The organism is Haloactinospora alba (assembly GCF_006717075.1).
GTDB lineage: Bacteria > Actinomycetota > Actinomycetes > Streptosporangiales > Streptosporangiaceae > Haloactinospora > Haloactinospora alba.
Genome location: NZ_VFQC01000001.1, coordinates 3,747,255 through 3,772,885, shown reverse-complemented (window position 1 = coordinate 3,772,885; position 25,631 = coordinate 3,747,255). Strand labels below are relative to the sequence as shown.

General features: G+C 69.4%; 20 protein-coding genes and 2 pseudogenes. 9 read left to right on the top strand and 13 right to left on the bottom strand.

The window, feature by feature from the left end; all coding sequences use genetic code 11:
* Positions 1–106: 106 nt before the first annotated feature.
* The 7 genes from FHX37_RS17120 to FHX37_RS17090 form a co-directional block, all read right to left on the bottom strand.
* The gene (locus FHX37_RS17120) at positions 107–502 is read right to left on the bottom strand and encodes an ATP-binding protein (protein ID WP_141925330.1); all 396 of its coding nucleotides are present in this window, start codon (positions 500–502) and stop codon (positions 107–109) included.
* Between the two features lie 79 nt (positions 503–581).
* Positions 582–1,373: a Scr1 family TA system antitoxin-like transcriptional regulator gene (locus tag FHX37_RS17115; RefSeq protein WP_141924837.1), complete on the bottom strand. Its 792-nt coding sequence runs from the start codon at positions 1,371–1,373 to the stop codon at positions 582–584.
* A 744-nt stretch (positions 1,374–2,117) separates the two neighbouring features.
* Positions 2,118–3,578, bottom strand: a complete 1,461-nt coding sequence (locus tag FHX37_RS17110; RefSeq protein ID WP_141924836.1) for an FGGY-family carbohydrate kinase — start codon at positions 3,576–3,578, stop codon at positions 2,118–2,120.
* Entirely contained in the window at positions 3,575–4,627 is a 1,053-nt protein-coding gene (locus FHX37_RS17105; RefSeq protein WP_141924835.1) for a 2-hydroxyacid dehydrogenase, read from the bottom strand. The genes FHX37_RS17110 and FHX37_RS17105 overlap by 4 nt, the downstream gene beginning before the upstream one ends.
* 83 nt (positions 4,628–4,710) lie before the next feature.
* Entirely contained in the window at positions 4,711–5,163 is a 453-nt protein-coding gene (locus tag FHX37_RS17100) for a ribose-5-phosphate isomerase (RefSeq protein WP_141924834.1), read from the bottom strand.
* A 4-nt stretch (positions 5,164–5,167) separates the two neighbouring features.
* Positions 5,168–6,946 (bottom strand): dihydroxyacetone kinase family protein, encoded by a 1,779-nt coding sequence (locus tag FHX37_RS17095; protein WP_141924833.1) that lies wholly within the window; start codon positions 6,944–6,946, stop codon positions 5,168–5,170.
* The gene (locus FHX37_RS17090; protein ID WP_141924832.1) at positions 6,946–7,641 is read right to left on the bottom strand and encodes an HAD family hydrolase; all 696 of its coding nucleotides are present in this window, start codon (positions 7,639–7,641) and stop codon (positions 6,946–6,948) included. Before FHX37_RS17090 ends, FHX37_RS17095 begins: the two co-directional genes overlap by 1 nt.
* Before the next feature lie 189 nt (positions 7,642–7,830).
* Here FHX37_RS17090 and FHX37_RS17085 point away from each other — a divergent pair, with 189 nt between their 5' ends.
* On the top strand, positions 7,831–8,622 hold the full coding sequence (locus FHX37_RS17085; RefSeq protein ID WP_141924831.1) for a DeoR/GlpR family DNA-binding transcription regulator: 792 nt from the start codon (positions 7,831–7,833) through the stop codon (positions 8,620–8,622).
* A 215-nt stretch (positions 8,623–8,837) separates the two neighbouring features.
* A complete protein-coding gene (locus FHX37_RS17080) occupies positions 8,838–10,208 on the top strand; it encodes an MFS transporter (protein ID WP_141924830.1) in 1,371 nt (456 codons plus the stop codon).
* Positions 10,209–10,318: 110 nt separating this feature from the next.
* Here FHX37_RS17080 and FHX37_RS17075 read toward each other — a convergent pair whose 3' ends face one another.
* Positions 10,319–11,524: an MFS transporter gene (locus tag FHX37_RS17075; RefSeq protein WP_141924829.1), complete on the bottom strand. Its 1,206-nt coding sequence runs from the start codon at positions 11,522–11,524 to the stop codon at positions 10,319–10,321.
* Between the two features lie 64 nt (positions 11,525–11,588).
* Between FHX37_RS17075 and FHX37_RS17070 the strand changes: the two genes are divergently transcribed.
* Complete coding sequence (locus tag FHX37_RS17070) at positions 11,589–11,984, top strand: MerR family transcriptional regulator (RefSeq protein ID WP_141924828.1); 396 nt, start codon at positions 11,589–11,591, stop codon at positions 11,982–11,984.
* Here the strand turns inward: FHX37_RS17070 and FHX37_RS24150 are convergent.
* Complete coding sequence (locus tag FHX37_RS24150; protein WP_394344507.1) at positions 11,884–12,378, bottom strand: DUF4440 domain-containing protein; 495 nt, start codon at positions 12,376–12,378, stop codon at positions 11,884–11,886. The genes FHX37_RS17070 and FHX37_RS24150 overlap by 101 nt on opposite strands.
* A gap of 528 nt (positions 12,379–12,906) precedes the next feature.
* Between FHX37_RS24150 and FHX37_RS17060 the strand changes: the two genes are divergently transcribed.
* The 5 genes and pseudogenes from FHX37_RS17060 to fabG all read left to right on the top strand — a co-directional run bounded on the left by FHX37_RS17060 (position 12,907) and on the right by fabG (position 17,023).
* Positions 12,907–14,076, top strand: a complete 1,170-nt coding sequence (locus FHX37_RS17060; protein ID WP_170181612.1) for a thioester reductase domain-containing protein — start codon at positions 12,907–12,909, stop codon at positions 14,074–14,076.
* Positions 14,076–14,990 carry an ACP S-malonyltransferase gene (locus FHX37_RS17055; RefSeq protein ID WP_141924826.1) on the top strand — a complete coding sequence of 305 codons (915 nt, stop codon included), beginning with the start codon at positions 14,076–14,078 and terminating at the stop codon, positions 14,988–14,990. The genes FHX37_RS17060 and FHX37_RS17055 overlap by 1 nt, the downstream gene beginning before the upstream one ends.
* A gap of 20 nt (positions 14,991–15,010) precedes the next feature.
* On the top strand, positions 15,011–15,265 hold the full coding sequence (locus FHX37_RS17050) for an acyl carrier protein (RefSeq protein ID WP_141924825.1): 255 nt from the start codon (positions 15,011–15,013) through the stop codon (positions 15,263–15,265).
* Entirely contained in the window at positions 15,262–16,293 is a 1,032-nt protein-coding gene (locus FHX37_RS17045) for a beta-ketoacyl-ACP synthase 3 (protein ID WP_170181611.1), read from the top strand. The genes FHX37_RS17050 and FHX37_RS17045 overlap by 4 nt, the downstream gene beginning before the upstream one ends.
* A 9-nt stretch (positions 16,294–16,302) precedes the next feature.
* A pseudogene (fabG, locus tag FHX37_RS23715) lies at positions 16,303–17,023 on the top strand (3-oxoacyl-ACP reductase FabG).
* A 324-nt stretch (positions 17,024–17,347) separates the two neighbouring features.
* Here fabG and FHX37_RS23710 read toward each other — a convergent pair.
* The gene (locus tag FHX37_RS23710) at positions 17,348–18,493 is read right to left on the bottom strand and encodes a helix-turn-helix domain-containing protein (RefSeq protein WP_246062331.1); all 1,146 of its coding nucleotides are present in this window, start codon (positions 18,491–18,493) and stop codon (positions 17,348–17,350) included.
* A 223-nt stretch (positions 18,494–18,716) separates the two neighbouring features.
* Here FHX37_RS23710 and FHX37_RS24000 point away from each other — a divergent pair, with 223 nt between their 5' ends.
* Positions 18,717–20,813, top strand: a complete 2,097-nt coding sequence (locus FHX37_RS24000; RefSeq protein WP_141924821.1) for a SufS family cysteine desulfurase — start codon at positions 18,717–18,719, stop codon at positions 20,811–20,813.
* 229 nt (positions 20,814–21,042) lie between these two features.
* Here FHX37_RS24000 and FHX37_RS17025 read toward each other — a convergent pair whose 3' ends face one another.
* From FHX37_RS17025 to FHX37_RS17015, 3 genes and pseudogenes are all read right to left on the bottom strand, one after another.
* Positions 21,043–22,047 (bottom strand): 3-oxoacyl-ACP synthase III family protein, encoded by a 1,005-nt coding sequence (locus tag FHX37_RS17025; protein WP_141924820.1) that lies wholly within the window; start codon positions 22,045–22,047, stop codon positions 21,043–21,045.
* Between the two features lie 105 nt (positions 22,048–22,152).
* The gene (locus FHX37_RS17020) at positions 22,153–23,223 is read right to left on the bottom strand and encodes an alcohol dehydrogenase catalytic domain-containing protein (RefSeq protein ID WP_211351861.1); all 1,071 of its coding nucleotides are present in this window, start codon (positions 23,221–23,223) and stop codon (positions 22,153–22,155) included.
* Positions 23,224–23,583: 360 nt separating this feature from the next.
* Positions 23,584–25,404, bottom strand: a pseudogene (locus tag FHX37_RS17015) (acetolactate synthase large subunit); the annotation flags it as partial.
* Positions 25,405–25,631: the final 227 nt, after the last annotated feature.

Here is a 25,631-nt window from a genome sequence, read left to right as displayed (position 1 = left end):
TCCACCCCACAGTTTAGGCCCCTAGACATGACAGGATCGATGGATTCACCCGATAAGGAACTGGTCGCGGTGAACAACCGACGTCTACGGGGCATGCGCGGACCACTCATACGGCTGTGTCGGTAACCAGCTCTGCCCAGACCCGTAGGCCGACGGACACCGGTTCGAAACCCCATCCCTTGACCAGGGATGTCACGAGCGCCAACCCACGTCCACTCTCTTGCTCCGGATCGATATCACCTGGAGTCAGTCGCGGCACTGTCTCAGCCCCCAGATCGACCACGCTCACACGCACCCAGGAAGCTTCGGACTCCACGATCACGACGAACGACCCGCACCATAGCCCGCTCAGCGAGTGCACCACCGCGTTGGTCGCGAACTCACTCACTACCAATACAGCGGCTTCCACCACGGAATGCCTATCGAGAACCGCACGCGTAAACGCGCGTGCCTGAGCCACCTCTGCGGGATGACCGGGAAATACCCGAGACCAGCGATTCATTGCAACCACCATCGTCTAGAGGGCTATACACCGCAACAGAACGCAGCTTAAGCCAGGAAGTGGTTTTGATTCAATAAGCTTACTGAATCAAGCGTGGAAGCTTCGTGGAATCGCGCCTGATCCTCCCGAGCAACACCCGTGCCTCTTCTCCGACAGCTGCCACCCGCTCAAGTTGAGAGAACGCATCCCCATAGGCCGCTACGTCGGCAGGATCTGTGATGGTCATCTGAGTCGTAAACGTCTCCACCGTCACCGCCTGTGCACCGAAGACAGCGAACCCGTGCGGCGGGGCCAGAGGCAGCGGCACCGACCACGGCACTACCCCCAGCCACATGTTTGTTCGCTTCGAGAACTCCACCAACTGATCGAGTTGATCTGGCATTACCGAACCGTCCCCCGGCCAAGTCCGCAACGCTCCCTCAGTCACCACGAACCCGACATCCCGTTCCTCATCATCAAGCAGCGAAGTTTCCACAGCCCCAAACCCCGCCGCTTGGGCATACTCCACCGTCCGCAGTCCCCGAGGCACTATCGCCGATTGGAAGCTTCGCACCGGCAAAGTTCCCCGCTCCAGCCTGTAGGCAGTATCCGCAACCAGGGAGACCCCCGCATCCACCCGAGGCTCCGCTGAGTCGGCATAGGCATCACGCACCCGAGCGCGAAGATCATCAGCCACACCAGTGGAAACGGGAAGAGCTGCGATGATCCGCTCAACAGTGTGCGCGCTTTCTGCGCGGCGCCCGTTCTCCACTCGCGAGACCGTAGCCTGTCCGACCTCGGCGTGTCGGGCCAGTACACGTCCGGACCATCCCGCATCCCTACGGTGCGCCCGCAACTCTTCCCCGATCGCGCGTAGCTGTTCATCGCCCATGGTTGACGGTTCTACCCGATTCTCCAGAGGCAGTCCCCACACCAGAGCGGGGAACGCAGGAACACAGTCTGATCAACCAGAAATCCCCACATCGTTGCCGAATTGGGCTCTATAGGATCAAGGCGGCGGCGCTTCGCGCCGCCGCTGACCTACAGGTGGGGGCCGGTCGAGCTGCGGGCTGCCGCCCGGTCCCGACCGGCCCCCAGCACCGGCCTATGGCAAGAGTGACACACCGCCCGGTGCTGCCAGCACCAACGAACGCGCCAGGGCGGCGTTCCCCTGTTGCCGCCATCCATCATGCCGACGCGGCACGGGCCGTCAAGGACGCTGTTCGCGCCGCTACGCGGTGACGCTACGCGTCATCCTTGACCGCCCGTGCCGCTTACGGCGTGCTCACGGCAACAACAGGGCGAACAAAAAGGGGGAAGGGGCGGGGAGCTCAGTCCGACAGCCCGTTGCTGAGACAAGCAGGGGTGCCCATGGCCCGGACCCGCCGTGTACTGTGCCCGCTACGTGCCCGGCGCGACTGCGCCTGAAGGGAAACCACGGGGAAACAGCGGCACCGTCCATGCCGTGGCCCAGCTCAGCGCTGTGCCAGCTCGGCCGCTTCGTAGGTCAGCGACTTCCCAAGCTGATAACGCGGGTTCGATCCCCGTCATCCGCTCAGAACAGCGAAGGGCCAGGTCATCCGGGAGAATCCGGAGCCTGGCCCTTCGTCGTGTGCGGGGCCTTCCTGCCGCACCCCTACGCCGGGGCGTCGGAGCTCCACAGGGCGCGAGCGCTGTCCAGTTGGGCGCGGTAGCGGGCGTAGCCCTCCTCGTACTGGTCCCGCAGGTGCGGGCGCGGGTTGACCCGGGTTCCCTGGCCCAGCCAGCGGGAGGTGTCGACCGGGTCACCCAGCGCCCGCCAGGCGGCGGCGGTGGCGCCGCGTACCCCCATGGCGTCGTCGGAGGGCAGGACCACCGGCCGGCCCAGCACGTCGGCGAAGACCTGCATCCAGGCCCGGGACCGGCTGCCGCCGCCGCAGGCGGCCAGACGTCCCGTGAGTCCGGCTGTCTCCAGGCAGTGGCGGGCGGCGTAGGCGATGCTCTCGCAGACCGCCCGGACGATGTCGGCGCGTTCGGTCCCGAGGCTGACGCCGGTGAGCTGGCCGCGCGCCCGTGGGTCCACGAAGGGGGCGCGCTCACCCGACTCGGACAGGAACGGCAGCGCCGACACCCCGCGGGCGCCGGGCGGGCTGGCCTCCAGCAGCGGTTCCACCTCGCCGATGCCGATCCCCAGCAGGTCCAGCAGCCAGTCCAGGCTGGCCGTGCCGACCATGGCCGGCATCGCGCGGGAGAACCGGTCGGGGAGGTCGGTGCACAGCCACATCCCCGCGGGTTCGCCCGAGGAGTCCACACGCACCTCGTCGGCGACGACCTGGCAGGCCAAGGTGGTGCCCACGGTCAGCAGACCGTCGCCCACCTCGGTCAGGCCGCTGCCCAGCAGGCAGGAGGGCAGGTCGAACGGTCCGCCGGTCACCGGGGTGCCCTCCGGGAGGTCCAGCAGCCGCGCCCCCTCGCGGCCCAGGGAGAACAGGCTGTTCGGCGCGGCGGGTTCGGGCAGCAGCCCGCGCCACCGGGAGACGCCGCACTCGGCGAGCGCGTCGGTGCTGTAGGTGCGGTCGCGCACGTCCAGGAAGGGCAGGGACGCGTCCGAGGCGTCCACGGTGACCTCCCCGGTGAGGCGCTGCACGATCGCGTCCACGCAGTACCCGGCCACCGCGGAACGCCGCAGCGTCTCGGGCTCCTCCCGGTCCAGGGCCGCCAGGAGCGGCCCGTGCGCGCCGGGGAACATGCCCTGACCGGTCGTCTTGTGCACCCGCGCCATGGTGCCGTCCTCGTACCACTGCCGCACCAGCGGCCCGGCGCGCCCGTCCAGCCAGGAGATGGCGCGCCGGCTGGGCCGGCCGTCGGCGTCGCGCAGCCACAGGCCGTCGCCCTGGCCGGTCAGGGCGACGGCGGTGACCGGTTCCGCCTGGGTCGCCGCGACTCTGCGCACCACCGAGGAGACGGTGGCCAGCACCTCGTCCAGGTCCTGTTCGACCCGGGCGCCGCCCGGGCGGTGGAGGGTGGTGGGCTCGTCGGCCTCGGCGAGCGCGCGGCCGTCGCGGTCGAAGACGGCGGCCTTGGTCACCGTCGTGCCCACGTCGACGCCGATGATCATGCGCGCACCTCCCGCACCTCGGGGTTGGCCAGGTGGCGGGGCTGTTCGCCGCGCTGGTAGCGCCCCACCTCCGCGGCGACGATACGCGCGGCGCGTTCGGCGGTCTGGCGGGTGGCCCCCGCCAGGTGCGGGGTGGTCACCACGTTGGGCAGGCCGCGCAGCGGCCAGTCGTCGGGCGGCGGCTCGACGTCGTGGACGTCCAGCGCGAGCGCGCCCAGGCGCCCGCTGCGCAGCGCCTCCGGCAGGGGTTCGTGGTCGAGCAGGCCGCCCCGTGCCGTGTTCACCAGCACCGCGCCGCGCGGCAGCAGCGCGAGGCGCTGCGCGCTGATCAGGTTGCGGGTCTGCTCGGTCAGCCGGGCGTGCAGGCTGACCACGGTGCACCGGGACAGCAGCTCCTCCAGTTCGACGAGGCGCACCCCGTCCTCGGCGGCGGTGGACGCCTCGGTGTAAGGGTCGCTGACGAGAACGTCGGCGTCGAAGGCGCGCAGGATGCGGGCGACCATCCGCCCGATGGCGCCGTAGCCGACCAACCCGACCGTGGTGCCGCGCAGCTCGACCCCGGCCTGGTCGTAGGCGTAGTAGTCGCCGCGCCAGCGGCCCGCGTGCAGTTCGGCGTCGGCGCCGGGAACCCGGCGCAGGGCGGCGAGGATCATCGCGATGGCGTACTCGGCGGCCGCGGTGGCGTTGCGGCCGGGCGCGTAGGTGACCGCGACGCCGGCGCGGGTGGCCGCCTTCAGGTCGACGTTGACGGGACCGCCCCGGCACACCGACACCAGGCGCAGGTCGGGGCAGTCCTCCAGGACGGTCGCGGTCACCGGGGCCATCTGAGTCATACAGACCTCGGCGCCGCGCAGCTGTTCGATGACCTCCTCCTCGGTGCCGCTGGCCTCCTCGACCCCGCCGACGGGGCCGAACGGCTCGACGGGCCAGGGCAGCCGCAGCCGGGTGGTCTCCGGCGGCGGCAGGTGGTCGGCTCGGACCTCCTCCTCCAGGGCGGTCGCCATCAGGTCAGGGCTGACGAAGTGGTCGCCCGCGGCCAGTACGCGCATGTCGGCTCCTGTTCACGTTCGCGTCTATCCAAGCCCCTGCCGGGGGGTTGTCCGGGTTCTCGGAGGAGGCAGTGCCGTGTGGTTCAGGCCTGTTCGTACTCGCTGATGCGGGCGACCTTGGCGGCGCTGGCCGAGCGGGGGTCGAAGCTGTGCCCGACCCACTCGGTGACGATCCGTTTCGCCAGTTCGGGGCCGAGGACCCGCGCTCCCATGGTGAGCACCTGGCAGTCGTTGGACTTCACCGACCGTTCGGCGGAGTAGGAGTCGTGGGCGACCGTGGCGCGCACCCCGGGGACCTTGTTGGCCGAGACGCACATACCGATGCCGGTGCCGCACACCAGCACGGCGCGTTCGACCTCGCCCGCGGCGACCGCCTCGGCGGCCGCGATCCCCAGCAGGGGGTAGGCGCGGTCGTCGTCGGCGTCGGGGACGCCGAGGTCGCGGACCTCGGTGGTGCGCGTGTCCTCGCGCAGCAGGTCGCGGAGTTCGTTCTTCAGCGCCACTCCGGCGCTGTCGGCGGCGACGGCGATCCTCATGTGTTCACCGACTTTCGGGGACGGGTGCGGAACCGGTGGCGGGGCAGTGGTCGTTGAGCACACCGGCCACGGCGGAAGCCATCAGCGCCAGCGAAGTGGCGCCGGGGTCGGCGTGGCCCTGGCCGCGTTCGCCCAAGCGGGCGGCGCGTCCGCGTTTGGCGGGGATGTCGGCGGTGGCGCGGGCGGCGGAGGTGGCCGACCGCGCCGCCTCGGCCCAGGCGGTGGCCAGCGGCGTGCCGGCGTCCGCGTGGCCGAGCAGTACGTCCCGGAAGGGCGCGAGCGCGTCGAGCATGGTCTTCTCTCCGACGGCGCCGCCGCCGAGCTCTCCCACGGCGTGGAACGCGGCGTCCACGGCCGGGGCGAGCAGCTCCGTGGTGACCGGCGCGTCCCCGGCGTCCAGGATCCCGCCGCCGATCTCGGTGAGCAGCAGGCCGTAGAGCGCGCCCGAGGCGCCGCCGGCCGCGTCGGCCAGTGCCGTACCGGACAGCAGCAGCGCTTGGCCGACCGCCGCGGCGGTGTCCCCGGGCTGGGCCCCCTGGGCGGCGGTGACGGCCGCGCGCAGCCCGCGCACCATGCCCCGGCCGTGGTCGCCGTCCGCGGCGACGGCGTCGAGCCGGCCCAGCTCCTGTTCCCGGGCCTCGACGGCGGCCAGCGCCGCCGCCAGCGCCTCGGCCGCGACGCCGCCCGCCGCCCCGTCGCCGGTGTGCGGTGTGGTGGTCGTGCCGGGACGGTGCGCGGGGCGTGGCCCGGGCACGGCGTCGGTCGGCGGGGGAGCGGCGGCCGCCTGCGGGGCGAGAGTGTAGGCGGGGCTCTGGCACGGCTCGTCGTAGAGGTCGGCGAGCTCGTCGTCCAGAACCAGCAGTGACAGCGACAGCCCGGCCATGTCCAGGGAGGTGACGAACTCGCCCACCTCGGGGCGGTGCGGGGTGAGGCCGGCGCCGGCCAGCCGGCGGTGCACCTGGCGGTAGCAGATGAACAGGTCCTCGTAGGGGGTCCGGCCCAGCCCGTTGAGCAGCACCGCCGTGCGGCCGCTCGTGCCGGCGGGCAGTTCGGGCAGCAGGGTGTCGACCAGCGTGTCGGCCAGTCCGGTGGGGTCCTGGGCGGGGACGCGGCGCAGTCCGGCCTCCCCGTGGATGCCCAGACCCAGCTCCATGGTGCCCGCCGGCACGGTGAACAGCGGCTCCCGCTGGCCGGGCAGGGCGCAGCCGTCGAAGGCCGCGCCGAAGGTGCGGGTCATCGCGTTGGCGCGCTCCGCCACCCGGGCGACACCGTCCAGGTCGTAGCCGCGGGCGGCCGCGGCGGCGGCGATCCGGTAGACGAGGAACCCGCCGGCGACGCCGCGGCGCGTGGCGGTGTCGTGGGCGGGGCCGCTGGCGACGTCGTCGGTGACCAGGGTGGTCCGGGAGTCGACGCCCTCGGCGGCGAGCCGCCGCGCGGCGAGGCCGAAGTGCATCACGTCGCCGGCGTAGTTGCCGAAGCCGAACAGCACTCCGGCACCGCCGTCCACGGCGCGCGCGGTGCGGTGGACCTGTTCGGCGCTGGGGCTGGTGAACACGTCGCCGATGACGGCCGCGTCGGCGAGCCCCGGACCCACCAGGCCCGCGAAGGCGGGGTAGTGGCCGCAGCCTCCGCCGATGACGACGCTGACCCGGCCCGGTTCGGGGGAGCGGGCGCTCATCACGCCGTACGCGTCGGGCACGGGCGCGACCAGACGGGAGTAGGAGCTGACCAGGCCCTCCACCCAGGAGGACGTGAAGGTGGTGGCGTCGGTGGCCTCGGACATCAGTTGCTCCCCTGGGTGGCGGGGCGGCCGAGGAGCCGCAGCAGCCGTTCGCGGACATCGGCGAGGTCGCGGGCCTCCTCCGCGGCCAGCGCCAGCGCGTCGGGGGCCGGACGGTAGCCGGGGGCGGGATTCGGCAGCGCGACCACCGTCATACCGGCGGCGTGGGCGGCCCGCATGCCGTTGGAGGAGTCCTCCACGGCGGCGCAGTCGCCGCCGTGGAAGCCGAGCCGCGCGACCGCCTCCAGGTAGACGTCGGGGTGGGGTTTGCCGCGGGCGACCTCGGCGCTGGAGACGGTCGCGGTGAAGTGGTCGGCGAGGCCGTGCCCGCGCAGCACGGCGTCGATGAGCCGGCGCGGTGCGGAGGAGGCGAGGGCGACCGGCACCCGGGCGCTGACGGCCGCCACGCTCTCCCGCGCGCCGTCGAGCAGTTCGACGCGTCCCTGGTCGAAGGCCGCGACCATGCCGTCGACGACCGCGTGTTCGGTGCCGGTGTCGGACTCCGCGGCGCCCGAGAGCCGGTTGAGGTAGCGCGCCCACTCGCGGGAGCTCATGCCCTGGACGGTCGCGGTGTCCTCGGAGCTCCACCGCGCGCCGTGGCGCGCGGCGTAGTCGGACCACATCTCTTCCCACAGGTGGTCGCTCTCGACCAGCACGCCGTCGAGGTCGAACACCACCGCGTGGAGTGTGTTGCTCATCGCGTCCTCTCATCCACCTTCATGACATCAATGGCGTTAAATTAACATTGGACGCGTGATTTATCCATGCCCCAGTGTTATCCCCAACGGCGCGGGGCGGCTCCGATACCGTCTGACGGGCAGTGCCAGCCGCCGCGTGAGGCGGCCCGCCCGTCAACCAGCGATCCGGAGTTCGAGGACAGTGGTCTCATGAGTACCCGACGCGGTGATGCCCGTCCCCAGGAAGCCCGCCAGCAGGCCATCGCCGAGTTCGTCGCCAGCCAGGGGTCGGCCACGGCCGTGGAGCTGGCCGAGCTCACCGGCGTCAGTGTGATGACCGTGCACCGCGACCTCGACGAGCTCGCGCGGCGCGGCCTGCTGCGCAAGTTCCGCGGCGGGGTGTCCGCCCAGCCCTCCACGGTCTTCGAGAGCGACGCCGAGTACCGCCTGAACGCGCGCGTCGAGCAGAAGCGCGCGATCGCCTCCCGCGCCGTGGAGCACGTGGAACCGGGCGGCTCGATCATGCTCGACGACTCCACCACCGCGCTGCAGCTCGCCGCGCTGCTGGAGCCGTTGTCGCCGCTGACCGCGGTCACCAACTACCGCCGCACCATCGACGAGCTGCGCACCATGAAGGACGTCCGGCTGATAGCGCTGGGCGGCGACTACTCGCGCACCCACGATTCCTTCAACGGCCTGCCCTGCACCGAGGCCATCTCCTCGATCAGCGTCGACACCGCCTTCATCAGCACCTCCGCCATGACCGCGGCGATGACCTACCACCAGGAGCAGGAGATCGTCGTGGTCAAGCGGGCGATGCTCGCCGCCGCCGCGACCAAGGTGCTGCTCATGGACTCCAGCAAGATGCCGCGCACCGCGCTGCACCACCTCGCGTCCGTCGAGTCCTACGACCGCGTCATCGTCGACGACGGCGTCGACCCCGAGCTGCTCGCCGAGCTGCGTGACCGCACGGCGGTGGACGTCGCGCCGACGGAAAACTGAATAACGTATTGCGCGTTAATTTAACACTAACTATGTTCTCTCCTGTGATGTAGGTGAGGCCTGGATCACGTGCGGTGCCTCACGGCCGGTGCGGCCCCGCGGCTCGCGCGCTGCGTCCAGGTCCCGACCCCGTGCCCCGCGCCCCGACCCGCTGCCGGACCCGGTCGCGGGGGCGGGACGCCGCGGCCGGAACCCCACCCCAGCGAGGAGAGACCATGGACGAGACGGCGACCTCCCACCAGCCGCAGCGACCACCCTCCAGCCCGGCCGAGCCCGACCCGCCGCTGCGCGGAATCGAACGGATCGGCATCCCCAAGCCGCTGTTCTGGGGATTCGTCGCCGTGCTGATCTACATGATCGGCGACGGCGTGGAGATCAGCTACCTCACCGACTACCTGGAGCGGCCCGACGGGGGCGGGCTCGACGGCGAGCAGGCGAGCTTCGCCACCGTGACCATCTACGGGGTCGCCGTCATGGTCGGCTCCTGGCTGTCGGGCACCCTCTCGGCCATCTGGGGGCCGCGCCGGGTGATGTGGCTGGGCGCGGCCTGGTGGGTCGTCTTCGAGGCGGTCTTCCTGTTCGCCGCCATCCCCACCCAGAACTTCGCGTTCATCGTCACCGTCTACGGTATCCGCGGCTTCGCCTACCCGTTGTTCGCCTTCGCCTTCCTGGTCTGGGCCCAGACCACCAGCCCCGAGCGCATGCGCGGCTCGGTGGCCGGCTGGTTCTGGTTCGCCTTCACCGGCGGCCTGCCCACCCTGGGCGCGGGCGTCGCGGCACTGGTCATCGGGCCGCTGGGCATGTCCCTGTACGACACCCTCATCCTCTCGCTGGTGCTGGTCGCCGTGGGCGGCGCGCTGGGGTCCTTCGCGGTGCGCGAGCCCAACGGCCTCAAACCCATCGCCGACGCGTCGGTGGCCAACCCCACCAGCTACCGACGGCTGCTGGAGGGCATCGACATCCTCTGGCGCGACCGCCGCACCCTGGCCGGCGGGCTGGTGCGCGTCGTCAACACCGCGCCGCAATACGGCTTCTTCGCGATGTTCCCGTTCACCTTCGGCAGCGCCGGAGGCAACGACGGCTTCCTCACCGTCGCCCAGATCGCCACGCTGACCGCGACCACCTACGGGGCCAACATCGCCGCCAACCTGTTCTTCGGCGTCTTCGGCGACTACTTCGGCTGGCGCCGCACGGTCATGGTCTTCGGGTGCGTGGGCTGCGCCGTCGCCACACCGCTGTGGTACTTCACGGCCGTCACCTCCGAGAGTTTCGCGGTGGCACTCGCGCTGGGCTGCGTCTACGGGGTGCTGCTGGCCGGTTTCGTCCCGCTGTCGGCGCTGATGCCATCGATGGTCCAGCACAAGGACAAGGGCGCGTCGCTGGCGATCCTCAACCTCGGCGCGGGCGGCGCCGCCTTCGTCGGCCCCGTGGTGGTCACCGTGTTCTACCCCCTGGTCGGCGGCGGTGGTGTCGCCGTGGTCTTCAGCTGCCTGTACCTGGCGGTCGCGGCGCTGTCGACGGTGCTGAACGACCCCAGCGACCCGGGGCGCAAACGCGAGCCCGCCGTCGCCGAGGCGGCCGCCTGAGCCCTTCCGGGCCAGGACACCGGCCACGGTGGTCGCCGAAGGACACCGACCCGACGCCCGCGCTGCCGCGATCTCCTGAGCGGCGGCAGCGCGGGCGTCGGGATGGGAGCTCATTCGGCTGCGCTGACGCGTGGCCGGGGGAACCCGTGCGCGCGGGCGGCCAGCACGGTGAGCAGTACCGGTGCCAGCAGGACGGGAACACTCCAGGGGAGGGCGGTGCTCCCGAACGCGTCGAGAAGGAGGCCGCCGGCGACTCCGCCGCTGGCCATGGCACCGTTCCACAGTGTGACGAGCATGGCTTGGGCGGAGTCGCCACCCGTGTTGGTCGCGGCGGTCTGCAGGAGGGTGGGAACACCTCCCCAGCCCAGGCCCCACAGCGTCACCGCCACGTAGACCAGGACGGGGGAGTCGGCCAGGACCGCCAGGAGCGTGGCGGCCACGGCGACCAGGAGGACACCCGCGATAGTGAGGGCCCGCAGCCTGCGGTCGATGAGAGCGCCGACGGCCCAGATGCTCACGATGGAGGCCGCGCCGAAGAGCAGCAGCACGAGGTCGACAGCGTCTCCCATACCGGCCCCGCCGAGGAACGCGGCGATGTAGGTGTAGAGGATGGTGTGGGCCAGGACGAACACCAGGGTGACGAACAGGATCGGCACCACTCCCGGAATGGTCAGAGCGCGCAGGACCGAGGTCCGGCCCTCCGGGCGCTGCCCCGGATAGTCCGGGGCCAGCGCGACGACCCACCCGACCACGAGGACGGCGAGCAGGGTCATGAGCCCGAACGTCACCCGCCAGCCGAGGAGCGTGCCGATGAAGGTCCCCGCCGGTACCCCCAACGACAGGGCGACCGGGATTCCGGCCATGACGAGCGCGATCGCCCTGCCCTGGAGGTGCTCGGGTGCCATGCGGCGCGCGTAGCCGACGAGCATCGCCCAGGCGAGCCCCGCGGCGACCCCGGCGACGAAGCGCGCCGCCATGATCAGGAGGTAGTCGGTGGACAGCGCCGTGACCGTGTTGGCGACGGCGAACCCTCCCATCGCGGTCAACAGCAGCCTTTTGCGCGGCCAGCCCGCTGTGGCCGACGCGAGGGGGATCGCGGTGAGGGCGGTTCCGAGGGCGTAGATCGTCACGACCTGCCCCATGGCGGACTCACTGACGTCGAGGTCGGCGCTCATTCCGGGCAGTAGACCCGCGGGGAGAGTCTCGGTCAGGATGGTGATGAACACGGCGGTGGCCAGCGCCAGAAGCGCGGCTACGGGAAGCCTGTGGCTCGCGGCCCGGCTCTCGGGTGGTTGTTGTGTGCTGTTGATCGACATGGCGATAGATTGGAACCTTCACATTGATGTGAGGGTCAATCACGGAGCGCGTGGGGTGGGTCACATGCGTATTGGAGAGTTGGCGGAGCGCACCGGGACATCGCGGCGGCTGCTGCGTTACTACGAGGAACAGGGGCTGATCGCCGCCAAGCGCTCCCCGAACGGCTACCGGGACTACGACGAGCGGTTCGTGGACCGGGTCATGCAGATCAGAGGGCTGCTCGACGCGGGGCTGCCGACCCGGATCATCCGGCAGATCCTCCCGTGTCTCGACAAACCCCGCGTCATCCACTTCTCCGACGCGACACCGGAGATGCTCGCCACCCTGGAGCACGAACGCGACCGGATGACCGAGCGCATCAAGCACCTGACCCGCAACCGGGACGCCGTGTCCGAGTACCTCGAGGCCGTGCGCAACGAGGACCACACGGAGGAAGCCGAGGAGGCTGCCGCTCTGTGACGCGCCCGCCCGGGGAGCCCTCCCGCTGCCAACGCTGGCTCACCCCGGTCCCGGCAGGAGTGTTCCCCGGTGGTGGAGCAGTTGCCGGGTGCCGTTGTCGCGCAGCCACACGGAGGTCCAGCACCGAGGCGGCGTGTGCCGACCGGGTCGTGTAGGTCAGCAGGACCGCGTCCGGACCGAGGCGGGCCGGGCGGAGGTCGCGGGCGGTGATGCGCTCTGCGGTGTCGGTGGCCGTCGCCAGTGTGACCGACTGGCGGTCCCACACCGCGCCCAGCGCTCCGAACTCCCGGAAGCCCTCGTGCAGCAGCGCCCGTACCGCCTCGGCGCCGCCTCGCACGTCGGGGTCGAGCAGTCCCAGCTCAGCCGCGACGACGGTGTCGAGATCCTCGTCCATACGGACGAACGTAGATACCTTCCCGAACCGGCGTCATCCGGTTTTTCGGGATCCGGATCCGGAAGGGGCCTGCCGGAACGGTCGCGACAGCGGCCCACCCACTCGTGTGGTGATCCGCGCCGGGAGAGCAGTACGGCTGCGGAACCGGTTCCGCTCTCGATCCAGAACCGCATGGGTGCGACGCGTTCCGCGAGTTTTGGGTTGAAGAAGCATAAATTCTTGCGGGAGTTTCTGTCGTTCTTCGAGGGAATTCATGTTTCCCGTGTGTATTCAGGGATTGGAAATGTCGCACACACGGTTGCTTTTCCGTTTGCTTGGTCTTGCTTCGCGGTGCGGGTTTTAGGAAGTTTTTTGTGTTTTTGTTCCAGGGGGTGCTTCGGTAAGTATGATCGGAATGCGACCCTGCTCCAGGGTTTGTGAACCAAATGCGCCGGCGGGGATCGGTCCGGTGTGCCAGTTGTTCCGCATGCAATCTACGACAACCTCTCCTTTGCTGGACAGGTCGGTGTTATGCAAGAAACGGATCACGTGGGACAGTCCCATGAAGAGGGCCGTCCCAACCACTACTGGAAGGACGCCGTTCTCCCCGAGAGTGTCGCTCCCAAGGGGGACCATCCCGCCTTCCCGCCCGGAAACATCCTGCTGACAGGGAGTACGGGCTATCTGGGCGGGTACATCATGGCCGAACTCCTCCAGGACACGGACGCGGTGCTGTACTGCCTCGTGCGTGGCAGGTCCGAGGGTGAGGCGCGCGACCGGCTGGCCGCATCCCTGGAGAACCGGGGAGTCGCCCCGGTGCCCCACGAGCGCCTGAGGGTGGTTCCGGGGAACATGGCCAAGCCGAATTTCGGCCTCTCGGAAAGCGAGTACGATTCCCTCGCCGAGTCGGTCGACGCCATCTACCACTGCGGCGCGTGGGTGAACCTCATCGTCGGATATCCCTTCCTCAAGGGCAGCAATGTGGACGGTACGTTCGAGGTGCTGAAGTTCGCCACACACCGGCGGAGTATCCCTCTGCACCACATATCCACGCTCGGTGTGATGATGAGGAATTACGGGGAGGGAACCGGGGTAGTCACGGAGGACCCGACCCCTCCGCTCCCGCTGAACATAGGCTACTACGAGAGCAAATGGGTCTCGGAGCGGCTCGTTTCCCAGGCGCAAGCGCGTGGACTTCCCGCCACCGTCTACCGTCCCGGAGCCATACTCGGTGACAGCGCCAACCGGTTGTTGAGCCCCTCCGACTGGCTCATGCAGATCACGCTGGCCAGTTTACGAGTGGGAGCGACGCCCGAGCACGAATTCATGCTTCCGGTGAGCTGCGCTGACTTCACGGCGCGGTGTATCACCGACATATCGCGGACCGACGGGTCCAGAGGCGGGACCTTCCACACGACCCATCCCGAACCGATGCCGCTCGACACGTACTTCGAGAAGATACGTTCCTGTCGACCTCATCTCCGGAGCGTTCCCTTCGCGCGGTGGCTGGACGGGATCCGGTCCCACTACGGCGGGAACGACCCCATGACCCGGCTCGCCGAGGCCGTTCCCGGATTCCTGCCGAGCCCGCGCAACGGTGTGACCACCCATGCCGCCTCCGATTCGGCCAGGAAGTTCCACACGGACAGGAATTCCGTACCCGCCTTGGACGTCGACTACTTCCACGGCATGCTGGCGAACCTGGAGTCCCGGGAGTGATGGACACCTCAGCTGACCGTCGTAATAACACCAGGGTGCTGATGTTCCCCGGACAGGGCGCGCAGCGCCGGGGAATGGGAAAAAGGGCGTTCCGCGAGTTCCCGGACCTCCTGGCGCGGGCGGACCGGATACTCGGTTACTCCGTCGCCGAGTTGTGCGAGTCCGACCCGGAGGGAAAACTGGCGGACTCGCGTTTCGCCCAACCCGCCGTTTACGTCGTCAACGCCCTCACGTACCGCCTGGAGAATCCGCGCGCCGGCGACGTGCGGCTGTTCCTCGGACACAGCCTGGGCGAGTTCAACGCTCTCGAGGCCGCCGGTTTCCTGAGCTTCGACACGGGGCTGGAACTGGTCCGTGCGCGGGCGGAAGCGACCGCGGGGCAGCCCGGTTCGATGCTCGCCGTTGTCGGGGTCGACCTGGAGCGCGCCATGTCGGTTCTCCACCGTGCGGGGCTGAACAGGGTCGAACCGGCCAACCTGAACAGTCGTTACCAGTCGGTTCTCGCGGGCCCCGCTCCCGAGATCGAACAGGCCCGTACCGTTCTCCTCGACGCCGGGGCGAAACTGGCCACCCGGCTGCCCATCACCGGCGCCTTTCACACCCACCACATGTCCGATGCCACTTCCCCTTTCGCCAGGTCCCTCTCCGAAACCGCATTCCTCACCGGGAACACTCCGGTAGTGGCGAACCTGACGGCCCGGCCGCACATTCCCTCCCTTCTTCGGCAGCATCTCTCCGGGCATCTGACGAACCCGGTCCTATGGCGACAGTCAGTCGAGTGGGTGCTGGACAACCTGGGGGACCCCCACTCGTTCGAGGAAGGAATACATTTCGACGAGATCGGAGCGGAGAAAACGCTCACGAGAATGGTCGAGCACATAAAACGCGACCGTGCGAGCACTGAGCGAGAGTAGCGCAGAGAGGTTGCAGTTCCATGGATAAGCTCACCCTGACCGGATTGAACCGTATCGCCAACAGTTGCGACGGAGTGGAGATAGAAATAACCGAACAGGACCTGGACACGTCGTTCCTGGAACTCGACGTGGACTCCCTGGCTCTGGTCGAACTGGCCGAACGCGCCGCTGAGTCCTGCGGCGTTCCGGTTCCGGCCGAGGTGTTCGAGGACTTCCGCACCCCTCGGCTCGCGCTCGAGTACGTCCGCCGGCATGCGGGAGGAGGGGAAGAGTGAGGGAAAGGACGCCCGACACTGGACCGGGGCGCGCCCCCACCATCCGGCGGCCCGCGGCTGGGCACCCCTGCGCCATCACCGCTCTCGGCTCCTACCGGCCCTCCCGGGTCGTACACAACGCCGAGCTGGCTCCCCGTCTCGGCGTGGCCCCCGACTGGATCGAGCAGCGGACCGGCATCGCCTCCCGCCACCAGGCCGATACCTCCGAATCCCTCGTGGGTATGGGCACCTCGGCCGCACGCGAGGCTCTCGGCAACCGTGGCATCGGCGCCGCGGAGATCGACTGCCTGATTCTGGCCACCATGACCAACACGCGCCAGATCCCGGCCCTCGCCCCGGCGATCGCGCGGGAGCTGGGAGCGGACCGGGCCGGCGCCTACGACATCAACGCGGCGTGCGCGGGTTTCGGCATGGGGCTCACCAGCGCCGTGGGGCACATCGCCTCGGGAAGCGCGACCAACGTCCTGGTCGTCGCGGTGGAACGGATGGTGGACGTCATCGACCCCACCGACCGCAACACGGCGAGCATCTTCGCGGACGGAGCCGGAGCGGCGGTGGTGAGCGCGGCCGCCGAACCCGGATTCGGCCCTGTGGCCTGGGGGTCCGACGGAACAGCGGAGGAACTCTTCGTCCTGTCCCCGGACCCCACGCGACGTTTTGACGGGCACACCCCCTCACACGTGCGCATGGACGGCCCCGCACTCGCCCGCTGGTTCGGGTCGAGAATGGTGCCGATCGCCCGGCAGGCCCTCTCACTGGCGGACCTGACGTGGAGCGACATCAGCGCTTTCGTTCCCCACCAGGCGAACGGTCGGCTCACCAACCGGTTCGTCGGCGAGTTGGACCTCCCCGACCACGTCACCGTGGCCCGCTCCATCGCGGCGGACGGCAACACCTCGGCCGCCTCCATCCCGTTGGCCCTGGAGGATCTCGTGTCCTCGGGACGGGCCGGATCGGGCGAGCTGGCGCTGCTCCTGGGGTTCGGGGTCGGTATCACCTGGGCCGCTCAGGTCGCGCGTCTGCCTTAGGAGAACGGCATGGAGCCCGTACGCAGCAGGTCCGCTCTCGTGACCGGAGGCACGCGGGGAATCGGCCTGGCCGTGGCCCGTACGCTGGAGGAGACCGGACACGGCGTGGCGGTGACCTGTCGCAGCGACCCACCACCGCGCATGGGGATGCTGACGCTCTCCTGCGAGGTGGGCGATCCCGGTTGTGTCGACACGGCGTTCCAGCGCGCCGAGGAGCGGCACGGGCCGGTGGAGGTACTGGTCGCCAACGCGGGGATACGGCGTGACCAGCTCCTCACACGGATGACACCAGAGGATTTCACTGACGTCGTCGAGACCGACCTGACCGGGGTGTTCCACACGGTACGCCGCGCGCTCCCCGGGATGCTGCGCTCCGGGTACGGCAGGATCGTTCTCGTCTCCTCGGCCGTTGCCCTCGCGGGGAGCGCCGGCCAGGTCAACTACGCCGCGGCCAAGTCGGGCCTGCTCGGTATGGCACGTTCCCTCACCCGTGAGATCGGTGCCCGGAACATCACGGTCAACGTGGTCGCTCCCGGGCCCGTGCGGACAGCGATGACGGAGGACCTCTCCGACCGGCAGCGCGAGCGGTTACTGGACCGCGTGCCACAGCGGAGGTTCGTGGAGGCCGACGAGGTTGCGCAGGTGGTCGCTTTTCTCACCACAGAATCGGCCCGAGCCGTCACCGGAGCCGTCCTCCCCGTGGACGGGGGGGTTCGGTATGGGCCATTGACACCACCCCTGGCCCTACGGGGCGTTCCGTACCCTGCCGGTGTGCACGTGGGCGCTGCCCGAGGTTCCGGCCGAAGGCGTGTGTCCCGGCGGGAGGCGTGTCCGTCCGGTGAGCCGGGCAACCGGCCGGGAAACACCGGGCCGGTTGCCCGGTGCGGCGCTCGGTGCGACCGCAGCGCCGGGACCGGAGGCGTTCCGTGCTCTCCTACGCGCGGGCCAGACGGCCGGTCCGGGTGTGCACCCGAGAAACGAGCCGCTACCCGTCCGGTCGTACGAGCGTGTCCCGATGGCCGCGGTGATCGTACCGCCCACAGAGGGGAGCGGTTCACGTGTCCGCCCGGCTCCGCCGGGCGATCCGCAGAAGCTCGGGTCGGACCGTGGCGCACTCGAGTTCCATCAACCGTTCGAGGATGGCGGGGACGTGCGGGTGGAACCGGAGCTCCTCGGGGCACGCCTCCTCTGCTCTGCACAGCGCGAACACCCCGCCCGGCGCGTCCCGTTCGAACGAGTAGGCGGCGGCGACGGCGATGAAGTGCCGCGCTCGGCGCTCCCGCGAGAACATCCTGTGGATGTCGGTCCGGTCCGCTGTCCTCAGAGCTCGCCGGTACCTGCCGAGGCGCACGTCGATACGTACCGCGTGGGCGCTGACATCCAGCGGCCCGAACGACGTCCTCAGGTCGTTCCGTTCCTCGCCGATGAGGTCCGCGACGGCGGAGGCCTGGTCCGCGAGGGCCTCGGCACCGTTGTGGTCCCCCTCGGCAGCCGCGGCCAGCGCCGCCGTCAGGTGCGCCGTTCCCACCACCGAGAGCCGCACCGCATCCTTCTCGTCCACGTCGTTCAGTAGGTCGACCGTCGAGCGGGCGACGGTCCGCGCCTCTCGCGACCGCCCGGCCGAGCCGAGAGCCTCCGCCAGGCTTCCCCGCGCCGCGGCGACCAGAAGCGGCTGGCGCGTCGTTCGTGCCTGTTCGCACGCCATCTCGGCCGTCAGGAGAGCGAGATCCCCAGCCCCTTCGTGCCGGAGCACGGAGGACATGAGGCGATAGGACTCCGCCATGTTCTCGGCTGTGCCGCTTCCGGCCGAGCCGAGCAGGCCGGACAGCGCCTTACGCGTGTTCGTGTACCGGTTCGGAGAGAACTGCCAGGCGTCCCAGGCAGTGTGCAGAGCGTTGTCCGTCATGGGGTTCTCACCGGGCTGGTCGGAGGGCGGAAAGATGATCTCCGTGGCCCAGGAGCCGGACCCCCGCTGTGGTGCCGCTTCGGAAACGGGGCCAACGACCTGGGAAATGTTGTCGAAGGGAAGTATCTCGGCGAGCCTCGTCAGTACCGAGATACTGTCGAGCTCCCGTTTCCCCCGCTCGATCTGACGCAGCCATTCTTCGCTGCGTCCGACGCGCTCCGCGAGAACTCTCCTGGGCAGTCCCTGGCTTCGCCGGAGATGCTCGATCCTTTTCCCTGATGGCAGCTGTACCATCGTCAACTCCTGTCGCTTGGCTCTCTCCGGTGGCGTGGTGCTCATCCAATGATCCGATCCCCGATGCCCCATCCCCGCGACCGGTCAGGAGAAATCCTCACACAATGCGTACAAGATTTTTCGCACCATCGGAGTGTGTATCCGCAGCACCAATAAATTTTGGTTGCTCCTGATATTCCAGCTGGACAATGGAGGTGGAAGGGGCAGTCTCTCTGGAGGAGAAATGCTGGATCCGGAAGCCGTGCGTGAGGATTTCCCCCTGCTCAGATCGGATCGGGGGAGCGGAACGATCGCCTACCTGGACAATGCCTCGACCACGCAGAAACCGCGGTCGGTGATCGACGCCATGACGAACTTCTACGCCTCCGGGAACGCCAACGTGCATCGGGGGCCGTACACGCTGGCCCGGGAGGCGACGGACCGCTATGAGGGAGCCCGGGACACGGTCGCCGCGTTCATCGGGGCCCACAGCCGGGACGAGGTGGTGTTCACCAAGAACACCACCGAGGCGTTGAACCTCCTCGCCCATACCCTGGCCTGGGCCGACGCCCCCCACGGAGTGGGACGGGGCGACAGGATCGTCGTCACTGAGATGGAGCACCACTCCAACCTCATCCCGTGGCGCGTACTGGCCCAGCGCACGGGGGCTGACATCGGTTACCTCGGAATCACCGACGACGCACGGCTCGACCTGTCGGACCTGCGGGAGGCCATCCCGCCGGAGACGAAGGTCGTGGCGGTGACTCAAGCGTCGAACGTCCTCGGCACGATCAACCCGATCGAACCGGTCGCCGCCCGGGCCGCCGAGGTCGGGGCGCTCCTCGTCGTCGACGCCGCCCAGTCCGCGCCCCATGTGGGATTGGATGTGCGGTCGCTCGGCGCGGACTTCGTCGCTTTCTCCGGGCACAAGATGTGCGGCCCGACCGGGATCGGCGTGCTCTGGGGCCGCGGGCACCTGCTCGAGGCGCTTCCGACGTTCCTGAGCGGTGGCGAGATGGTCGAGTGGGTCAGCAAGGAGGACATGCGCCTCTCGCCCCCGCCGTCCAAGTTCGAGGCCGGAACGCCGCCGATCGCCCAGGTGGTGGGGCTCGGTGCCGCCGTCGAGTACCTCCAGCGCGTCGGCATCGACAGCATCGCCGCCCGGGACCGGGAACTGCTGGACCACACGCTCGACAGTCTGTCCGGGATACCCGGCCTGCGCTTCATCGGCTCGGAGTCGAGAACCGACCGCACACCCGTGGTGTCCTTCGTGCTCGACGGGGTGGACTCCCGGACGCTGCGGACGAGACTGGACGACGCCGGGATCGCTCTCCGGGCAGGGCACCACTGCGCGCAGCTGGCGTGCTCCCGGTTCGGAGAGTCCTCCACCGTCCGGGCGTCCCTCTACTTCTACAACAGCACCTCCGACATCGACGCGCTGGTAAACGAACTGCGGGAGCTGGTTCCCCGCCCGTCGCCACCGGCGGGGAGCGGGGACACGCGCACGGAGGCGACCATGGACTCGGAGTGGGGCGCCGCGTTCGCGGACGTCGACACGAGTGAGGTGCGTCCCTACCAGGACGTTCTGGTGCCCTCGGTGTTCCATCCCTGGGGATGCCTGCTCGCCGGCCGTCTCGCTCCGGAGGAGGGAGAGGACGTTCTCGACGTCGGTACCGGGCCGGGAAGCGTCGCCCGGATCATGGCCTCCGCCGTGGGGCCCACGGGGTCGGTGGTGGGCACCGACATCAGCAAGGCGATGCTCACGCTCGCCGCCGAGAAACCGCGACCGGACGGTGCGCCCGTCCGGTACGTCGAGTGCGGTGCGGCCCCACTCGAGCTGCCGGACGGCGTTTTCGACGTGGCCACGGTGCAGCAGGTCCTGCAGTTCGTCCCGGACCGTGGCGCCGCCCTGTCCGAGATGCGGCGGGTACTGCGGAGGGGAGGGCGCATCGGGGTCGTCACCTGGCTCGGCCTGGAGCGCAACCCGCTGTTCAACGCTCTCCACAGCGCTGTCGCCGAGATCCTGGGGGAGGACGCCGCAGAGAGGTTCGGTGAACCCTGGTCGGTCGGATCGGACGAGGTCGTGCGGTTGGTGACGCAGGCCGGTTTCGGGAGCGTCAGCGTTGAGGAGGTGAGCCTGCCGACGGCATTCCCGGGAGGGGCGGAGGACGTGTGTCGCGTCTATGACTTCTCCGCCGTGCGCTCGGAGGTCGCGGCCCTGGAACCCGCGCTCCAGCGCGCGCTCCGGGCACTGGTGGGCGCTCACCTCGCCAGCTCGACGGACGACACCGGGGGGATCCATTCCCACACCGCGGCCAGTGTCGTCCTCGCCCGGGCCTGAGCACACGCTCCCGGACAGCGGCCCGTGAACGGAGGCGCCCAGGGGTGAACACGGGAACGGGACCGTATTCGGCCGGGGCGGCGGGGGAGGGGCCGTCCGGCGTCCCGGCGGTACCAGTCGGCATCCCTCTCCGCCCCCGCCCGTAGCGCTGGGCTGTGCGGCGGGCCGGCCCCGCACCAGCCCGTGCCGGTCCGGACGGGGCCGGTGCCGTGTCCCGAGACGGTGGGTCTCACGTTCGCAGCACCACCGCCGTGAGGTGCAGGCCGCATCCCACGGCGACGATGACCACGTGGTCGGTGGTGATGGACCGGAAGTGGTGCGCCAGGTTGACCGGGTAGGTGGCGGCGGTCATGTTGCCGTACTCGGCGAGTGTGTCGAGGTAGCAGCCGGGTGCGATGCGTTCCTCCCAGTGGTCCATCAGGATGCGGGAGCCCTGGTGGGTCATGAGGGTGATGCTCCCGGCGGGGATGTTGTTGCGGGTGAGGAGTTCGTTCACCAGGGTCGGCACACCGTCCTTGATCACGCCGGCGAGGTCCTCCACCCCCGTCTGCGTCATCTCGTACGTCATCGACGGCAGGTTCGTCTCGGGATCGAGGGGGAGGAAGGACAGGCCGTTGAGCTGCAGAGGCCTGTGTCTGAGGTTAAGCCCGTGGTACTGGCTGCTCAGCGTACGAGTGGCGTGGTCGATCATGACGAAGCGGTCGGCGGGACCGACGAGCGCGGCTCCGGCGCCGTCGCCGATACTCACCGCGTGGCCCTTGGTGTAGTCCATGTGGCGGCTCCAGTCGGTGCCGCACGCGACCAGGCTGTTGTCGGCGCGGCCGGACTCGACGGCTTCGGCGGCGTGGGCGAGCCCGAGAAGGAAGTTGCTGTACTCACTGTTGACCGGCACGACCATGGCGTCACTGGGAAGGCTGAGTAGGTGGTGCACGTGGTACAGGGTGTTGGGAGTGGCGTACTCCGGGACGGTGACGTACCCGTAGAGCCGGTCGACGTCCGTCGTGGCGGTGTTCGCCTGGTCGAGAGCCCGTTGGGCGGCGGTGACCACATGGGTCTCTATGCGCTCGCCGGGCGCGAGGAACCGGCGACGGTCGAGCCCCCGGAACACCGCGGACTCGATGACACCCTGCGCGTTCCTCTGGGTGTTGAGGGCCTGGTACACGGGGTCGTCATTGCGGCGGACCTGTGGCGGAAGGGAGTAACCGGTTCCCAGGACACCCGCTGTGATGCTCATATCCGGTAAACCTCACGTGTCGTGGTGCTCGTGTGGTGTTCGCTTGCGGGACGCTGGCCATGACGGGACCAGAGAACGGATCGGGCCTCGCCGTGTGCGACCGGTTCAGTAGGTGATGAGTGGTTTGAGGATGCCGTCCTCGCGGTTGGCGAGTGTCCGGAAGGCTCTGTCGGCTTCGGAGAAGCGGAAGCGGTGACTGGTCATGGGGGTGGGGTCGATACGCCCGTTACCGATCAGGCGGAAAAGCCGGGTCAGACGCTCGCCGCCCCCGGGGCACAGTACGGACCGGATACTCTTCCCACCGAGGCCGAAACCGAAGGCGACGATGGGGACGGGGAGAGGGGCGGTACTCTTCCACCCCTGGTACCCGGCGTTCACGACGGTCCCTGACGCTTTGGTGACGCGTACGCACTGCTCGAACGTCTCGTGGGTTCCCAGGGCTTCTACGGCGCTGTCCACCCCGTCCTCGCCGACGACGTCCCGGATGCTGTTGACGGCGTCCTCCTCGTAGGGGTTGATGACGTGATCGGCCCCGAAGAGGCGGGAGAGCCGCGCCCGTTCGTTCCGGGTCGCCGTGGTAAGGACGAGGCCGGCTCCCAGCAGGCGCGCGCCGATGGTCGCGGACAGGCCAACGGCTCCCTGGGCGAAGACGGCGACGGTTCCACCGGGCCGGATGGCGGCCTGTTCGGCGGCGGCGATACCGGTGTTGAGGGAGTCCGTAGCGTAGAGAGCCTGCTCGTCGGTGATCGTGTCGGGTATCCGAGCGAGGTTGTAGCGGGCGTCCGGCACGAGGAAGTACTCGGCGAGGGAGCCGTCCTGCTGGGCGGTGAACTTCCACCCGCCCACCCCGCCCCCGCACTGTTGCGGGGCGTCGGACTGGCAGTAGGCGCACTGGCCGCAGGGGGTGATGGCGCTGGCACCGACGCGTTCGCCCTCGCGGAACCCGGTGACGGCCTCGCCCAGACGATGGACGCGGCCCACACTCTCGTGGCCGAGAATCCGCCCCAGGGGTAGGGCCATGGCGCCGCTGAGAGTGTGCACGTCGGACATGCACATCATGGAGGCGCTAGTGCGGATCACCGCGTCGTTCGGCCCGGGTACCGGCACGGGTCGGCGTTCCAGAGACACGTCGTTGTGGCCGAGTACGAGAGCCGTCATTGACTCCGGTTGGGACATGGTGCAGCACTCTCCTTCCATCGGATGGTGCGTGGGAGTACGGGACGCGGGTGCGCGCCTGTGGCCGTAGCGGCCGCTGTGTCAGTCGACGACGGTCACGTCCGCCACCTCGACGAGGTGAGCGAGACGTTCGGCCAGGAGACGTAGGGGGCTCTCGGCACCGGAGACGCCGAGGGTGACCGTCGTCTCGCCGCCGGCCGCGGTTGTTGTCCGCAGGTGACGGACGGCAAGGGTGGGGAAACGCCGAAGGACGGCGACCAGCTGTGGCAGCAGGGAGTGCGGTGTGTGGGCCGTGATCCTGACGGTGTGTTCAGAGGGCGTCTCGGGGGGAGAGGAACTCCGGTCCCGCGGTTCCTCGGCGTCCTCCGAGACCGGTTCCCAGACCGGAGCCATGGAACGGGCGGCCATGATGGCGTCGTTGCTGGTCCCGGCCGGGACCATGGGCCACACCATGGCGTCGGCGGGAACGACGAACTCGATGACGACGGGCCGGTCGTCGATTCGCGACGCGTGTGCGAGAGCGGCGTCGACGTCGCTCTGGTATTCGCAGCGCCAGGCCGCGCACCCCAGTGCCTGGGCCATCCGGACGAAGTCCGGGACACTGTGGTGGGTGCCGAGGTCGGTGTGGGAGTAGCGCTGGTCGTAGAACAGGTTCTGCCACTGGCGGACCATGCCCAGGCTTCCGTTGTTGATCAGCGCGACCTTGACGGGGAGGCGCTCGGTGAGGCACGTGGCCAGCTCCTGGCCGGTCATCTGGAAGGACCCGTCACCGTCGATCGCCCACACGGTGCTCCGGGGGCGCGCGGCTTTCGCTCCCAGAGCGGCCGGGACGGCGAAGCCCATCGTCCCGAGCCCGCTCGAGGTGGCGAAATCCGTGGGACTGGTGTGCGTCATGAACTGGGCGGCCCACATCTGGTGCTGTCCCACACCGGCCGTGAACACCGTGTCCGCGTCGCGGAGGGCGCTGAGGCGTTCCATCACGTACTGGGCCGCGACCCTTCCGTCCGGAGGAGGGGTGTAGCCGAGCGGATAGCGGGCCCGGTAGCGTTCCAACGTTCGCCACCAGGGGGTGAGGTCGGGGGTTTCCCGGGTGCGTAGCCGTGCTGTGAGTTCCCGGAGAGCGGTGTCGGCATCCGCCGTGATCCCGACGTCGGCCTTTCGGTTCTTGCCGATCTCGGCGGGGTCGATGTCGATGTGCACCAGGCGTGCGTGGGGTGCGAACGAGGCCAGTTCCCCGGTCACCCTATCGTCGAACCTGGCGCCGACCGCGAGGAGAAGGTCGCTCTGCTGGAGCGCGCCGACGGCGGTGACGGTGCCGTGCATGCCGGGCATCCCCAGGTGAAGCCGGTGGTCCTCGGGGAACACGCCGAGAGCCATCAGTGTGGTCACCACGGGGATACCGGTCAGCTCGGCAAGCTCGAGCAGGCTCTGTTCCGCCCCGGCCGTACGGACACCCCCTCCGGCGTACACCACGGGGCGGTTCGCTTCCCTGATGAGCGAGACGGCTCCGGCCAGCCCGGCCGGTTCCGGAGCCGGGGGGCGCACGGTGTTCGTGGAGGGAGGCTGTTGCTGTTCACGCGTGGCGCGCTCGGTCAGCGCGTCTTTGGTGATGTCCAGGAGCACGGGCCCCGGCCGTCCCGTGGAAGCGATGCGCAGGGCGTCGATGACGGCTCCGGAAATCCGGTCCGCGGAGGTGATCTGGATCGTGTGCTTCGTGAAGGGGGCGGCACTGGCGCATATGTCGGCCTCCTGGAAAGCGTCGGTTCCGATCTTTTCCCGCGGGACCTGGCCGGTGACGGCGACCAGTGGCACCGAGTCCATGTGCGCGTCGGCCAGCGGCGTCAACAGGTTGGTCGCCCCAGGGCCGGAGGTGACGACGCAGACGCCTGGGCGCCCGATCGACCGGGCGTATCCCTGGGCGGCGTGCCCAGCGCCCTGTTCGTGCCGCACGAGTACATGACGGATCCCGGACTCCCGAAGGGCATCGTAGGCGGGAAGTATCGCACCGCCCGGAATACCGAAGACGGTGTCGATCCCGGAGGCCTCAAGCTCCGCCACGAGAATGTCCGCCCCGGTCGTGTGCTCGTTCTCCTCTGTGGTTTCTGGTTCGGTTTGTGGTGCGGGCGTGACGTGAGGTGCATTTTCCTTGCATGAGGAGCGATCGTTGTCTGTTTTTGACATCACTTACGACCTTCCAGGAGCGTGAAGGTGCGGTGGGGTGGTTTTCCCTTGTGGTCAGGTAGGCGACACGCTGCTGTGGCTGGGTGCAGAGACGGGCGACGGGGAGGAATCCGCTCTGCAATCCGGCACCCCAGATCTGGTCACACCTACCTCGCTCGCCCGGGGCGGACCGTGTATCCGTAACACGTGGTCTGCGCTGTTCCTGTTGTTTTCGGAAAGCGCGCGTC

Coding starts and splice junctions, on each gene's coding strand:
- FHX37_RS17100 (WP_141924834.1), bottom strand. CDS start 5,163: ATGAGGATCGCCGTCGCCGCCGACAGCGCCGGAGTGGCGCTGAAGAAC.
- FHX37_RS17090 (WP_141924832.1), bottom strand. CDS start 7,641: ATGAGCAACACACTCCACGCGGTGGTGTTCGACCTCGACGGCGTGCTG.
- FHX37_RS24000 (WP_141924821.1), top strand. CDS start 18,717: ATGCTGGATCCGGAAGCCGTGCGTGAGGATTTCCCCCTGCTCAGATCG.
- FHX37_RS23710 (WP_246062331.1), bottom strand. CDS start 18,493: ATGGTACAGCTGCCATCAGGGAAAAGGATCGAGCATCTCCGGCGAAGC.
- FHX37_RS17085 (WP_141924831.1), top strand. CDS start 7,831: ATGAGTACCCGACGCGGTGATGCCCGTCCCCAGGAAGCCCGCCAGCAG.
- FHX37_RS17025 (WP_141924820.1), bottom strand. CDS start 22,047: ATGAGCATCACAGCGGGTGTCCTGGGAACCGGTTACTCCCTTCCGCCA.
- FHX37_RS17105 (WP_141924835.1), bottom strand. CDS start 4,627: ATGCGCGTACTGGCCGCGGGCGACCACTTCGTCAGCCCTGACCTGATG.
- FHX37_RS17095 (WP_141924833.1), bottom strand. CDS start 6,946: ATGTCCGAGGCCACCGACGCCACCACCTTCACGTCCTCCTGGGTGGAG.
- FHX37_RS17080 (WP_141924830.1), top strand. CDS start 8,838: ATGGACGAGACGGCGACCTCCCACCAGCCGCAGCGACCACCCTCCAGC.
- FHX37_RS17075 (WP_141924829.1), bottom strand. CDS start 11,524: ATGTCGATCAACAGCACACAACAACCACCCGAGAGCCGGGCCGCGAGC.
- FHX37_RS17110 (WP_141924836.1), bottom strand. CDS start 3,578: ATGATCATCGGCGTCGACGTGGGCACGACGGTGACCAAGGCCGCCGTC.
- FHX37_RS17050 (WP_141924825.1), top strand. CDS start 15,011: ATGGATAAGCTCACCCTGACCGGATTGAACCGTATCGCCAACAGTTGC.
- FHX37_RS24150 (WP_394344507.1), bottom strand. CDS start 12,378: ATGGACGAGGATCTCGACACCGTCGTCGCGGCTGAGCTGGGACTGCTC.
- FHX37_RS17120 (WP_141925330.1), bottom strand. CDS start 502: ATGAATCGCTGGTCTCGGGTATTTCCCGGTCATCCCGCAGAGGTGGCT.
- FHX37_RS17055 (WP_141924826.1), top strand. CDS start 14,076: ATGGACACCTCAGCTGACCGTCGTAATAACACCAGGGTGCTGATGTTC.
- FHX37_RS17020 (WP_211351861.1), bottom strand. CDS start 23,223: ATGTCCCAACCGGAGTCAATGACGGCTCTCGTACTCGGCCACAACGAC.
- FHX37_RS17070 (WP_141924828.1), top strand. CDS start 11,589: ATGCGTATTGGAGAGTTGGCGGAGCGCACCGGGACATCGCGGCGGCTG.
- FHX37_RS17115 (WP_141924837.1), bottom strand. CDS start 1,373: ATGGGCGATGAACAGCTACGCGCGATCGGGGAAGAGTTGCGGGCGCAC.